Source organism: Serratia sp. Tan611 (assembly GCF_905188235.1).
GTDB classification, from domain to species: Bacteria; Pseudomonadota; Gammaproteobacteria; order Enterobacterales; family Enterobacteriaceae; genus Serratia_B; species Serratia_B rhizosphaerae.
In genome coordinates this window covers 3,560,926-3,573,662 of the sequence record NZ_LR994655.1, presented here as the reverse complement: position 1 = coordinate 3,573,662, position 12,737 = coordinate 3,560,926, and the positions used below count along the sequence as shown (strand labels likewise).

Below are 12,737 nucleotides of genomic sequence, written 5' to 3'. Positions count from 1 at the left end.
CTGCTTTCAGCCGCTTACTTCAGCAGTGCCTGAGCCTGCGCCACCACGTTTTCCACGGTGAAGCCGAACTCCTTGAACAGCTGGTCCGCCGGCGCCGACTCACCGAAGGTGGTCATGCCCACCACCGCACCGTTCAGCCCGGTGTACTTCAGCCAGTAGTCTGCAATGCCCGCTTCAATCGCCACCCGCGCCGTGACCGCCGCCGGCAGCACCGACTCGCGGTAGGCCGCATCCTGCTTGTCGAACGCGTCGGTCGACGGCATCGACACCACGCGCGCCTTGCGGCCCGCCGCCGTCAGCTGACCCGCCGCCTCAACCGCCAGCTCCACTTCCGAGCCGGTGGCAATCAGGATAACGTCCGGCGTGCCGTCACAGTCCTGCAGCACGTAGGCGCCGCGATACACGTTCGCCAGCTGCTCCGCCGTACGCGGCTGCTGCGCCAGGTTCTGACGCGAGAAAATCAGCGCCGTCGGGCCGTCGTTGCGCTCGATGGCGTACTGCCAGGCAATCGCCGACTCCACCTGGTCGCACGGACGCCAAGTGCTCATGTTCGGCGTGACCCGCAGGCTGGCCAGCTGCTCCACCGGCTGGTGGGTCGGGCCGTCTTCGCCCAGACCGATGGAGTCGTGGGTGTAGACGAACACGTTGCGCTGCTTCATCAGCGCCGCCATGCGCACCGCGTTACGCGCGTATTCCACAAACATCAGGAAGGTCGCCGAGTACGGCAGGAAGCCGCCGTGCAGCGCGATGCCGTTGGTGATGGCGCTCATGCCGAACTCGCGCACGCCGTAGTGGATGTAGTTGCCCGCCGGGTCTTCGTTCAGCGCCTTGGAGCCGGACCACATGGTCAGGTTGCTCGGCGCCAGGTCGGCGGAGCCGCCGAGGAATTCCGGCAGCAGTTTGCCGTAGGTTTCCAGCGCGTTCTGCGACGCCTTGCGGCTGGCGATGTTGGCCGGGTTGGCCTGCAGCTGCTCGACGTAGGCCCTGGCCTGCGCCTGCCAGTCGGCCGGCAGCTCGCCGCTCATGCGGCGGGTGAACTCGGCGGCCAGCTCCGGGAAGGCGGCGGCGTAGGCGGCGAACTTGTCGTTCCAGGCCGCTTCACGCGCCTGACCGGCTTCCTTGGCGTCCCACTGGGCGTAGATGTCCTGCGGGATTTCAAATGGCGGGTAGTGCCAGCCCAGTTGCTCGCGGGTGGCGGCCACTTCGGCGTCGCCCAGCGGCGCGCCGTGGGAATCGTGGGTGCCGGCCTTGTTCGGCGAGCCGAAGCCGATAACGGTCTTGCACATCAGCAGGGACGGCTTGTCGGTAACCTTGCGGGCTTCCTCAATCGCCGCCTTGATGGCGTCGGCGTCGTGGCCGTCCACGCCGCGTACCACGTGCCAGCCGTAGGCTTCGAAACGCTTGGCGGTGTCGTCGGTGAACCAGCCGTCGACGTGGCCGTCGATGGAGATGCCGTTGTCATCGTAGAAGGCGGTCAGCTTGCCGAGCTTAAGGGTGCCGGCCAGGGAGCAGACTTCGTGTGAGATGCCTTCCATCATGCAGCCGTCGCCCATAAAGGCGTAGGTGTTGTGGTCGACGATGTCATGGCCCGGACGGTTGAACTGCGCGGCCAGGGTGCGTTCGGCGATGGCGAAGCCGACGGCGTTGGCGATGCCCTGCCCGAGCGGGCCGGTGGTGGTCTCGACGCCCGGGGTGTAGCCGTATTCAGGGTGTCCCGGTGTTTTGGAATGCAGCTGACGGAAGTTTTCCAGCTCGCGCATCGGCAGGTCGTAGCCGGTGAGGTGCAGGAGGCTGTAAATCAACATGGAGCCATGGCCGTTGGAGAGGACGAAGCGGTCACGGTCGGCCCAGTGCGGGTTGGTCGGGTTGTGGCTGAGGTAGTCGCGCCACAGGACTTCGGCGATATCGGCCATGCCCATAGGGGCGCCCGGGTGACCGGATTTTGCTTTTTGTACGGCGTCCATGCTGAGTGCGCGGATGGCGTTGGCTAATTCTTTGCGTGAAGACATAGTAAAGCTCCGGGTAATTACAGTTCAGCGGCCAGCATGTCTTCCAGCTTCTGCTGGTCAACGGCGAACAGGCGGATGCCCTCGGCCAGTTTTTCTACCGCCATCGCGTCCTGATTATGCAACCAGCGGAATTCTGCTTCGGCCAGCGGCGCCGGCTGATGGAAACCTTCGGTAGACGGCGTCAGTTTGCGCTCAACCGGCTGTTCGCTTTGCTTCAGCTGTTCCAGCAGGTTTGGCGCGATCGTCAGGCGGTCGCAGCCGGCCAGCGCCAGGATCTGCTCAACCTTACGGAAGCTGGCGCCCATGATCACGGTCTGATAGCGGTGCTGTTTATAGTATTCATAGATGTCACGCACGGATTTCACGCCCGGATCCTGTTCGACGTCGTAGTCGGCGCTCGGCTGTTTTGCCTGATACCAGTCGTAGATACGGCCGACGAACGGTGAGATCAGGTACACGCCCGCTTCGGCGCAGGCGCGGGCCTGGGCGAAGGAGAACAGCAGCGTCAGGTTGGTATTGATGCCTTCTTTTTCCAGCTCTTCCGCCGCCTTGATGCCTTCCCAGGTGGAAGCCAGTTTGATCAGGATGCGTGACTTGTCGATCCCTTGTTCCTGATACATGGCGATCAGTTTGCGCGCTTTGGCTACGCACATGCCACGGTCGAAGGAGAGGCGGGCGTCCACTTCGGTGGAGATGCGGCCCGGCACGCTTTTCAGAATCTCGACGCCGATATTGACCGCCAGTTTGTCACAGGCGTTGATCAGCTGGGTTTCTTTATTGCCGCCCTGTTGGCGCGCATAGGACAGCGCCTCGGTAATCAGCGCTTTGTACTGCGGCAGCGCGGCGGCTTTCAGGATCAGTGAAGGGTTGGTGGTCGCATCTTCCGGTTCGAACTGGCGGATAGACTCAATGTCGCCGCTGTCGGCAACCACTACGGTCAACTGCTTGAGTGCGTCTAATTGGTTCATGTATAGCTCCTTGATTTACCCTTCATCTCTAAGGGGGCAACAGCGCAGAACCGCGCTTTTGCGCCATCAGGTTAAACGTCTATTTAATAGGGTGAACACACTGCATCATAGGTGTGCCAAATAAAATGCGCTTTTTCTGATTGTTGCGATGGATAAGAACAATGAATCCCGAGTAAACGCAGGCAGGACGCGCGTTGGCGCGCGCCTGCCTCTGGCCGGAAAGCGGTTTCAGCGTGGTTGGAGCGCCTGTTCATAGTGGCTGATTTTCGCCACTTTGGGCGCCGAACCGCCGCCTTCAAACTCGGAAGCCAGCCAGGCGTCGACGATGGTTTTCGCCAGCTCGGCACCGATCACCCGCGCGCCCAGCGTGATGATCTGGGCGTCATTGCTCTTGCGCGCCCGCTGTGCCGAATAGGTATCGTGGCACTGGGCAGCGCGTATCCCCGGCACTTTATTGGCGACGATGCTCATGCCAATGCCGGTGCCGCATAACAGAATACCACGTTGATGCCGCTCATTCCTGATGGCCTGCGCCACCTGAAAGGCGATATCGGGGTAGATCCCGTTATCGTCGCCGCGATCCCGGGTGTAATCGGTTACGGCGATATCGCGTTGCTGCAGATAGGCAACGATCACATTCTTCAGTTCAATGGCGGCATCATCGGCGCCGATGGCAATAGGCAACATAACGATCTCCTGGTTGATAGCGGAAAGACTGACGATCCTCGCTGGTGCGTCTGCTGTTTAAGATATCGACACAATTACAAATGTTCAATAGATGTTCTTTTGTTTTATCTGTTTTAGTCATTAAGCTCACGTTTAAAGTGATGCCAATCACATATTTAACGGTTGTTAGCACTTAAATAGCTTCTATAGGCGAGTTTTTGAGCGTAATCACAGTTTGAAAAGATCATGGTGGGCAAATTCGCCGGCTGAGTTTAGTGTTCATTTGTTCTTATTTTGTATTAATGTTCATGTTAATGACCCAGCCAGAGGACAAAACTATGTGTCAGACCTGTGTAACAGCGGCAAAAATGGCGGACGGCATCCCAGAAACCATGAAGGCGATCGTTGCCTACGCGCCCAAGGATTACCGTCTGGAAGAGGTAGCGGTGCCGAAGATCGGCCCGAAAGAGATCCTGGTGAAGATTGAGGCCTGCGGCATCTGCGCCGGCGATATCAAGGCGTTTGAAGGGGCGCCGAGCTTCTGGGGCGATGAGACGCAGCCGGCCTATATCAAGGCGCCGATGATCCCGGGCCATGAATTTATCGGCCATGTGGTTGGCTACGGCGAGGGCGTGGAAGGATTTGATATCGGTGACCGGGTGATCTCGGAACAGATCGTGCCCTGCTGGCAGTGCCGTTTCTGCAACCGAGGCCAGTACTGGATGTGTGAAAAACACGATCTGTACGGCTTTCAGAAGAACGTCAACGGCGGCATGGCCGAGTACATGAAGTTCACCAAAGAGGCGATTAACTACCACGTGCCGGCGGATCTGCCGATTGAAAAAGCCATTCTGATCGAACCTTACGCCTGCTCGTTCCATGCAGTGCAGCGCGCCAATATCAAACTGGGGGACGTGGTGGTGCTGGCCGGGGCCGGCACGCTGGGGCTGGGGATGATCGGCGCGATCAAAAAATCCGGACCGTCGAAGCTGATCGTGCTCGATCTGTCGGATGAGCGGCTGGCGCTGGCGAAGACCTTCGGCGCGGATCTGACGCTCAACCCTACCCGTGACGACGTACCGGCGGTCATCAAGCAGCTGACCGACGGCTACGGCTGCGATATCTACATTGAAGCCACCGGTGCGCAGAAGTCGGTGGAGCAGGGGCTGACGCTGATCCGCAAGCTCGGCACCTTTGTGGAGTTCTCGGTGTTCAAGGATCCGGTAACCGTCGACTGGAGCATCATCAGCGACCGCAAAGAGCTGGATGTGCTCGGCTCACACCTTGGCCCGTACTGCTATCCGCTGGTGATTGAGGGCATTGGCAACGGCGATTTGCCGACCGAAGGCGTGGTGACCCACACCCTGCCGCTGGAGCAGTTTGCCGAAGGCTTCGAGCTGATGAAACGCGGCATCGGGTCGATCAAAGTGGTGCTTAATCCAAATCTGTAAACCTGCGCCATTCCTCGGGTGCAGGCCTGCCTGCGCCTCCACAATGACATGTGTTGGGGTGTTCTATGTTGCACGGACTGATTCATCGCATTGGTCTTTCACCGAAACTGCTGCTGGGCTATGCCGGCGTGCTGGTGTTTATGATGGGGGAAGGGCTGGAGCAGGGCTGGCTGTCGCCCTACCTGATTGGCAAGGGGCTGAGCATTCAGGAGTCGGCGCTGTTGTTCAGCGTTTATGGCTTTGCCGCCGCCATCGCCGCCTGGTTCTCCGGCGTGCTGGCGGAAATCTTTACCGCCCGTCGGGTCATGCTGGCCGGCCTGCTGCTGTTTCTGTTTGGCTCGGTGTGTTTTCTGGTGTTTGGCCTGCCCAGCAACAATCTGACGATTATGGTGCCGACCTACGCCCTGCGCGGGCTGGGCTATCCGCTGTTTGCCTACGGCTTTCTGGTGTGGGTGGCCTATGAGGCGCCGCCGGAAAGGCTGGGTTCCGCCGTCGGCATTTTCTGGTTCGTATACAGCGGCGGGCTGAGCGTGTTGGGCGTACTGTATTCCAGCATCATGCTGCCGTATCTCGGTGAGATACATACTTTGTGGAGCGCGCTGATCTTTGTGGTGCTGGGGGCGGCGATCGCGCTGTTGCTGAACCGTGGAACGCCTGATGGGCAAAGCGCCAATAAAGAGAAGGCGTCGCTCAGCTATGTGCTGAAGGGCATCACCATCGCCTTTGAGAATCCGAAGATTGGTCTGGGCGGCATCGTACGCACCATCAATACCTCGGCGGCTTACGGTTTTGTGGTGTTTATGCCGATGTACATGATGGATATGGGCTTTACCCGCACCCACTGGCTGCAGATGTACGCCGCGCTGTGGACGGTGAACATCATTTTCAACCTGATTTTCGGCGTGATCAGCGACGGCCTGGGCTGGCGTAACGTGGTGATGTGGTTCGGCTGCGTCGGCTGCGCGATCACCACGCTGATGTTCTATTACGCCCCGCAGTTCTTCGGCGCCAATTACCTGATCACCGTGGCCGCCGCCGGCCTGTTCGGCGCCTGTCTGGCCGCCTTTGTGCCGCTGTCGGCGATTATGCCGTCGCTGGCGCCGGAGAATAAAGGCGCCGCCATGTCGATTTTAAACCTCGGCGCCGGCCTGAGCACCTTCGTCGGGCCGGCGGTGGTGGGGCTGTTTATCGGCAGCCTCGGCGCGGTCGGGGTGATCTGGATCTTCACCGGTCTGTATCTGTTCAGCGGCGTGCTGATGAAATTCGTCACGCTGCCGAAAGAAGCGCCCGGCGATAGCAACGACGCTAACCCCAGTTTGGCGAAAATATCCTGATGCAACGTGATATCCACCGTTTAGGGAGAGAAAGATGAACAATCAGCAACGAACAGGCGAAGGCGCGCTGGCCTTGCAGGGCAAGGTGGCGCTGATCACCGGCGGCGGTGCCGGCATCGGCTACGCGATAGCCGAACAGTATGTGCAACACGGCGCGCGCGTGGTGCTGCTGGACCGTGCCCCCGACGTGGCGGAAACGGCGCAGCGTCTCGACGCCGAGCGTGCGCTGGGCGTGGTTGCCGACGTAACCGGACAGGCATCGGTGGAGCAGGCGGTGGCCCAGAGCCTGGCGCATTTCGGCCGGCTGGACGTGCTGGTCAACAGCGCCGGCATTGTGGCGCTGAACCCGGCGGAGGAGGTGACGGAGGCGGAGTGGGACGCCACGCTGGCGGTGAACCTGAAAGGGGTCTTTCTCACCAGCCAGACGGTCGGCCGGCATTTTATCCGCCAGCGCAGCGGCAGCATTATCAACCTGGCTTCACAGGCGGGCGTGGTGGCGTTGCCCAATCATCTGGCCTATTGCGCCAGCAAGGCCGGCGTGATTGGCCTGACGCAGGTGCTGGCGCTGGAGTGGGGGCCGCACAACGTGCGGGTGAACGCCATTTCGCCCACCGTGGTGCTGACCGAACTGGGACGCAAGGCGTGGTCCGGCGAGCCGGCGCGGCAGATGCTCGACAAAATTCCGCTGCGGCGCTTTGCCGAACCGCAGGATATCGCCGCCGGCGCGCTGTTTCTGGCCGGTGACGGTGCATCAATGATTAACGGCGCGAATCTGGTGATCGACGGCGGATACACCATTCAATAATTCATCTTCAGGCGAGAGAGGCAGCAATGAACAGAATTATCAACGATCCCGACCATGTGGTGGAAGATGCGATTCAGGGCTATCTGCAGGCGCATCCCGACTATTTTACCCCGACCGATAACGCCCGGGTGCTGAAGTACCCTGCCGCGCCGGTCAGCGGCAAGGTGGGCATCGTCACCGGCGGCGGCTCCGGTCATGAACCGGCGTTTCTGGGCTATGTGGGCAAAAATATGCTGGATGCGGTGGCGATTGGTGAAATTTTTTCATCGCCGACCGCCGGCGCGTTTCTCGACGCGTTTAAAGCCGCCGACGGCGGCGCCGGGGTGGCCTGCCTGTACGGCAACTATGCCGGCGATAACATGAACGTCAAAATGGCGATGAAAAAGGCCGCCGCCGCCGGGATTGCGGTGAAAACCGTGGTGGCGAATGACGACGTGGCTTCGGCGTCGGCCAGTGAGATCGACAAGCGCCGCGGCGTGGCCGGGGAAATTCTGATGTGGAAAGTCGGCGCTGCCGCCGCCGCCAAAGGCTATGACCTGGACGGCGTGATCGGCGCGGCGCAAAAGGCGATCGACAACTGCCGTTCGATTGGCGTGGGGCTGAGCTCCTGCACTATTCCGGCGGTGGGCAAACCCAATTTCCATATCGACGACGGCAAAATGGAGATCGGCATCGGCCACCACGGGGAGCCGGGCATTGAGGTGTCGCCGATCCAGCCGGCGTCGGAAATGGCGGCGACCATGCTGGATTTCGTCCTCGGCGATATGCCGCTGGCGCAGGGCGACGACGCGGTGGTGCTGATCTCCGGCCTGGGGGCCACGCCGGTGATGGAGCTGTACATCTATTATGGCGAAATCGCCCAACGCTTGGCGGCGCGCGGCATCAATGTGCACCGTCGCTACGTCGGCAACTATTTCACCTCGCTGGAGATGATGGGCGTGACGCTGACAATCATGAAGCTGGATGATGAACTGAAAACCCTTATCGATATGCCGAGCCAGTCGCTGGGCTTGACCCAGGTGGAGTGATGTGATGACAGAACAGATTTCAACGCAGTACGGTAATGAGATGGTGGAAGGGCTGGTGGCGGTGATCGTCAGCCATCGCGACGTCCTGAGCGAGATCGACGGCGCGATCGGCGACGGCGACCACGGCATCAATATGGCCAAGGGCTTTACCCTGTGCGGCGAGGCGATGAAGGGCAAATCTCTGTCGCTGGCGCAGGCGTTCGATACGCTGTCCGATGCGCTGATGGAGGGCATCGGCGGTTCAATGGGGCCGCTGTACGGCAGCCTGTTTATGGGCATGGCGGACAGCGTGCGCGACAAGGCGCAACTGGATGCGCCGGCGTTTCTCGCCATGTTGCAGCAGGGGCTGAGCGAGCTGCAGGACATCAGCAGCGCCGGCGTCGGTGATAAATGCCTGATGGATACGCTGATCCCGGCGCTGGCGGCGTTCGAGCAGGCGCTGCAGCGCGGCGACGACTTTTCCGGCGCGCTGGCGCAGATGAAGCAGGCGGCGGCGGACGGGCGCGATTCTACCCGCGATCTGGTGGCGAAAATCGGCCGCGCCAGCCGGCTGGGCGAGAGGTCGCGCGGCGTGCTGGATGCGGGGGCGGTCTCGTGCTGTCTGCTGCTGACCACGCTGGCGGAGGCGACGGAACGGCGTTTGCAGACCGTTGCCGCCTGAGCTGGCGGAGTTGCCGCGGCGTTTCGGCGCCGCCTTGATGCAACGTTAATTATTTAGGGTATATACTGGCGACAGTTAAGTTTTATCGCACAATGGGTTCAGAGCCTCTGAACCCATTGCCGTCGATAACCGGCCAAACCTGCCGTGGGGAATCGTGTAGCGGATGGAAAAACAAACAGTGTCCCAGGATAACGAACTACTGACTGAAATTGCCGTTGCGTATTATCAGGACGAAATCACCCAGGAAGAGATTGCAAAAAAATTCGGCATCTCGCGCATTAAAGTGGGGCGTCTGCTCAAGCGCGCGAAAGAAGAGGGCATCGTTGAGATTACCGTGCGTTATCACCCGGTGTTCAGCACCCGGCTGGAACAGCAGATGCTGGAGCGGTTTCCCATCAGCCGCGCGCTGATCGCCCTCGACCATCAGGATGAAGATGAACAGCGGCGGCAGGTGGCGGCGCTGGTGTCCAATTATCTGTCGATGTCGCTGAAGGATGATATGGTGCTGGCGGTCGGGCAGGGGCGCAACGTGGCGGCGATTGCCGATCACGTCGGCAGCGTGCCGGAGCGCAACTGCAGGTTTATCAGCGGCATCGGCGGCACCCACCGGCCCGGCGATGCGATTAACGCCGACCACATCAGTCGCCGGCTGGCGAAAAAGTTCGGCGGCAGCAGTGAGACGCTGTACGCGCCGGCCTACGTGGAGAACCGCGCGCTGAAGCAGGCTTTTATGCAAAACGGCACCATCAAAGAGACGCTGGACCGGGCGCGCAAGGCCGATGTGGCGCTGGTGGGCATCGGTGATATGAACGAAAACAGCTATATGGTCAAACTGGGCTGGTTTACGCCGCATGAGATTATCGACGCCAGCCTGAATCAGGGCGTGATCGGCGATATCGCCGGCTATGATTTTTTCAACGCCCAGGGGCAGCATGTGGATACGGTGATGAACGATCGGGTGATCGGGCTGAGCATCGACGAGCTGCGTAAAATTCCCTGCGTCATCGCCATCGCGTCGGAAAACACCAAGGCGCTGGCGATCCTCGGCGCGCTGCGCACCGGCGCGATTGATATTATCGCCACCAGCGCGCTGAATATCCGCACCCTGCTGAATATGTCGCAGTAGGCGGCAATCCTCTCCTATTCGCAATAACCAAGGGTCAGCGCTGCCTGGCCCTTGGGCGTCAATTTATCGCTTAATTGCTCAGGCCAGCGTCAATCGCCGGATAAAACGCGTTGGCGCTATCGACGCCGGGCTGGTTGGGCCTCCGGGACGGCGGTTTTTTTCTTGTTCATTCTGTGTTACTTGTTTTTAACCTAATGTATACCTTTCATACATGAAGTTGTCCTGAACCGGCGGTCGCAGCGTCTGGATGTGGCTTCGCACTGCCGCAACTTCAATTATTTCAGGTATCTGAAAGTTTCGCGCAGGGTTATGGCAGGCTTCAAAGTTTGCGGCGATTCTCTCACTATACTGGTGTAACAAAACAGCCTTACCTCAGATAAAAGTAAAAAACAAAGGACCCTATAATGGACGAACAGCTCAAACAGAGTGCCCTTGATTTCCATCAGTATCCTGTTCCAGGGAAAATCCAGGTTTCCCCGACCAAACCGCTGGCTACCCAGCGCGATCTGGCGCTGGCCTACTCGCCGGGCGTGGCTGCGCCTTGCCTGGAGATCGCCGAAGATCCGCTGGCGGCCTACAAATATACCGCCCGCGGCAACCTGGTGGCGGTGATCTCCAACGGCACCGCGGTGCTGGGGCTGGGCAATATCGGCGCGCTGGCCGGCAAGCCGGTGATGGAAGGCAAGGGCGTACTGTTCAAGAAGTTTTCCGGCATCGACGTGTTCGATATTGAAGTGGATGAGAATGACCCGGATAAGCTGATTGACGTAATCGCCGCGCTGGAGCCGACCTTTGGCGGCATCAACCTGGAGGATATCAAGGCGCCGGAGTGTTTCTATATCGAGAAGAAACTGCGCGAGCGGATGAAAATTCCGGTGTTCCACGATGACCAGCACGGCACGGCGATCATCACCACGGCGGCGGTGCTGAACGGCCTGCGGGTGGTGAAGAAAAATATCTCCGACGTGCGTCTGGTGGTGTCCGGCGCCGGCGCGGCGTCGATCGCCTGCCTTAACCTGCTGGTGGCGCTGGGGCTGCATCCGCAGAACATCACGGTGTGTGACTCCAAAGGGGTGATCTACAAAGGCCGTGACGAGAAAATGGAAGAAACCAAGGCCGCCTATGCGATCGCGGACAACGGGCAGCGCACGCTGGCCGACGCGATTCCGAACGCTGATATCTTCCTTGGCTGCTCCGGCCCGGGTGTCCTGACGCAGGAGATGGTGAAAACCATGGCGCGGGATCCGCTGATCATGGCGCTGGCCAACCCGGAACCGGAAATTCTGCCGCCGCTGGCGAAGGAAGTGCGCCCGGACGCGATTATCTGTACCGGTCGTTCCGACTACCCGAACCAGGTCAACAACGTACTGTGCTTCCCGTTTATTTTCCGCGGCGCGCTGGACGTCGGCGCCACCACCATCAACGAAGAGATGAAGCTGGCCTGCGTACACGCGATTGCCGATCTGGCGCTGGCGGAGCAGAGCGACGTGGTGGCTTCCGCCTATGACGATCAGGATCTGTCATTCGGCCCGGACTACATTATTCCCAAGCCGTTTGACCCGCGCCTGATCGTCAAGATCGCGCCGGCGGTGGCCAAGGCGGCGATGGATTCCGGCGTGGCGATGCGGCCGATTGAAGACTTCGACGCCTACGTGGAGAAACTGACCGAGTTCGTTTACAAAACCAACCTGTTTATGAAGCCTATTTTCGCCCAGGCGCGCAAAGAGATGAAGCGCGTGGTGCTGGCCGAAGGCGAAGAAGAGCGGGTGCTGCATGCCACGCAGGAACTGGTGTCGCAGGGACTGGCGTTCCCGATTCTGGTGGGGCGTCCGAGCGTGATTGAGATGCGCCTGAAGAAGCTGGGCCTGCAGATGACGCCGGGCAAAGACTTCGAAGTGGTGAATAACGAATCCGATCCGCGCTTTAAAGAATACTGGGGCGAGTATTACCAGATCATGAAGCGCCGCGGCGTCTCGCAGGAGCAGGCACGCCGTGCGGTGATCGGCAACCCGTCGCTGATTGCCGCCATTATGCTGCACCGCGGCGAGGCCGACGCGATGATTTGCGGCACCATCGGCAGCTACCATGAGCACTACGAGGTAGTGAAAAACGTGTTCGGTTTCCGCGAAGGAACGCACGTCGCCGGGGCGATGAATGCCTTGCTGCTGCCAAGCGGCAACACCTTTATCGCCGATACCTATGTCAACGACGACCCGACGCCGGAACAGCTGGCGGAAATTACCCTGATGGCGGCGGAAACCGTGCGGCGCTTTGGTATTGAGCCGAAGGTTGCGCTGCTGTCGCACTCCAGCTTCGGCTCTTCCGACTGCCCGGCGGCGCGCAAAATGCGTAAAACGCTGGAGCTGGTCAACAGCATGGCGCCGGAGTTGGAAATTGACGGCGAAATGCACGGCGACGCCGCGCTGGTGGAAAGCATTCGTCACGATCTGATGCCGGACAGCCCGCTGAAAGGCTCGGCCAACCTGCTGATCATGCCGAACATGGAGGCAGCGCGTATCAGCTATAACCTGCTGCGCGTCTCTTCCTCGGAAGGGGTGACCGTCGGGCCGGTATTGATGGGGGTGTCGAAGCCGGTGCATATCCTGACGCCGATCGCCTCGGTGCGACGCATCGTCAATATGGTGGCGCTGGCGGTGGTTGAGGCACAGACCGCGCCGCTGTAATCGTC

10 protein-coding genes are annotated in these 12,737 nt (G+C 60.2%); 7 read left to right on the top strand and 3 right to left on the bottom strand.

Annotated features, from left to right (window positions below; all coding sequences use genetic code 11):
* Window positions 1-14 precede the first annotated feature (14 nt).
* From tkt to rpiB, 3 genes are all read right to left on the bottom strand, one after another.
* Window positions 15-2,009 (bottom strand): transketolase, encoded by a 1,995-nt coding sequence (gene tkt / locus TAN611_RS16890; protein ID WP_203066771.1) that lies wholly within the window; start codon window positions 2,007-2,009, stop codon window positions 15-17.
* A 17-nt stretch (window positions 2,010-2,026) separates the two neighbouring features.
* Window positions 2,027-2,977 (bottom strand): transaldolase, encoded by a 951-nt coding sequence (gene tal, locus TAN611_RS16885; RefSeq protein WP_105232078.1) that lies wholly within the window; start codon window positions 2,975-2,977, stop codon window positions 2,027-2,029.
* 228 nt (window positions 2,978-3,205) lie between these two features.
* Window positions 3,206-3,664: a ribose 5-phosphate isomerase B gene (gene rpiB, locus TAN611_RS16880; RefSeq protein ID WP_105232077.1), complete on the bottom strand. Its 459-nt coding sequence runs from the start codon at window positions 3,662-3,664 to the stop codon at window positions 3,206-3,208.
* A 317-nt stretch (window positions 3,665-3,981) separates the two neighbouring features.
* On the opposite strand from rpiB, the gene TAN611_RS16875 reads away from it, so the two are divergent.
* The 7 genes from TAN611_RS16875 to maeB all read left to right on the top strand — a co-directional run bounded on the left by TAN611_RS16875 (window position 3,982) and on the right by maeB (window position 12,732).
* Window positions 3,982-5,094 carry an alcohol dehydrogenase catalytic domain-containing protein gene (locus TAN611_RS16875; RefSeq protein ID WP_105232076.1) on the top strand — a complete coding sequence of 371 codons (1,113 nt, stop codon included), beginning with the start codon at window positions 3,982-3,984 and terminating at the stop codon, window positions 5,092-5,094.
* A 65-nt stretch (window positions 5,095-5,159) separates the two neighbouring features.
* Complete coding sequence (locus TAN611_RS16870; protein ID WP_105232075.1) at window positions 5,160-6,428, top strand: MFS transporter; 1,269 nt, start codon at window positions 5,160-5,162, stop codon at window positions 6,426-6,428.
* Window positions 6,429-6,462: 34 nt separating this feature from the next.
* The gene (locus TAN611_RS16865; RefSeq protein ID WP_105232074.1) at window positions 6,463-7,233 is read left to right on the top strand and encodes a GolD/DthD family dehydrogenase; all 771 of its coding nucleotides are present in this window, start codon (window positions 6,463-6,465) and stop codon (window positions 7,231-7,233) included.
* Window positions 7,234-7,259: 26 nt separating this feature from the next.
* The gene (locus tag TAN611_RS16860) at window positions 7,260-8,261 is read left to right on the top strand and encodes a dihydroxyacetone kinase subunit DhaK (protein WP_203066770.1); all 1,002 of its coding nucleotides are present in this window, start codon (window positions 7,260-7,262) and stop codon (window positions 8,259-8,261) included.
* A gap of 40 nt (window positions 8,262-8,301) precedes the next feature.
* A complete protein-coding gene (gene dhaL, locus TAN611_RS16855) occupies window positions 8,302-8,922 on the top strand; it encodes a dihydroxyacetone kinase subunit DhaL (RefSeq protein ID WP_370569841.1) in 621 nt (206 codons plus the stop codon).
* A 163-nt stretch (window positions 8,923-9,085) separates the two neighbouring features.
* Window positions 9,086-10,048: a sugar-binding transcriptional regulator gene (locus TAN611_RS16850; protein ID WP_015673306.1), complete on the top strand. Its 963-nt coding sequence runs from the start codon at window positions 9,086-9,088 to the stop codon at window positions 10,046-10,048.
* A 404-nt stretch (window positions 10,049-10,452) separates the two neighbouring features.
* Window positions 10,453-12,732 carry an NADP-dependent oxaloacetate-decarboxylating malate dehydrogenase gene (gene maeB, locus TAN611_RS16845; protein WP_105232071.1) on the top strand — a complete coding sequence of 760 codons (2,280 nt, stop codon included), beginning with the start codon at window positions 10,453-10,455 and terminating at the stop codon, window positions 12,730-12,732.
* Window positions 12,733-12,737 lie beyond the last annotated feature (5 nt).

Excerpts from the sequence above, each read along its gene's own strand:
- tkt (WP_203066771.1), bottom strand. The coding sequence starts at position 2,009 with ATGTCTTCACGCAAAGAATTAGCCAACGCCATCCGCGCACTCAGCATG.
- tal (WP_105232078.1), bottom strand. The coding sequence starts at position 2,977 with ATGAACCAATTAGACGCACTCAAGCAGTTGACCGTAGTGGTTGCCGAC.
- rpiB (WP_105232077.1), bottom strand. The coding sequence starts at position 3,664 with ATGTTGCCTATTGCCATCGGCGCCGATGATGCCGCCATTGAACTGAAG.
- TAN611_RS16875 (WP_105232076.1), top strand. The coding sequence starts at position 3,982 with ATGTGTCAGACCTGTGTAACAGCGGCAAAAATGGCGGACGGCATCCCA.
- TAN611_RS16870 (WP_105232075.1), top strand. The coding sequence starts at position 5,160 with ATGTTGCACGGACTGATTCATCGCATTGGTCTTTCACCGAAACTGCTG.
- TAN611_RS16865 (WP_105232074.1), top strand. The coding sequence starts at position 6,463 with ATGAACAATCAGCAACGAACAGGCGAAGGCGCGCTGGCCTTGCAGGGC.
- TAN611_RS16860 (WP_203066770.1), top strand. The coding sequence starts at position 7,260 with ATGAACAGAATTATCAACGATCCCGACCATGTGGTGGAAGATGCGATT.
- dhaL (WP_370569841.1), top strand. The coding sequence starts at position 8,302 with ATGGTGGAAGGGCTGGTGGCGGTGATCGTCAGCCATCGCGACGTCCTG.
- TAN611_RS16850 (WP_015673306.1), top strand. The coding sequence starts at position 9,086 with ATGGAAAAACAAACAGTGTCCCAGGATAACGAACTACTGACTGAAATT.
- maeB (WP_105232071.1), top strand. The coding sequence starts at position 10,453 with ATGGACGAACAGCTCAAACAGAGTGCCCTTGATTTCCATCAGTATCCT.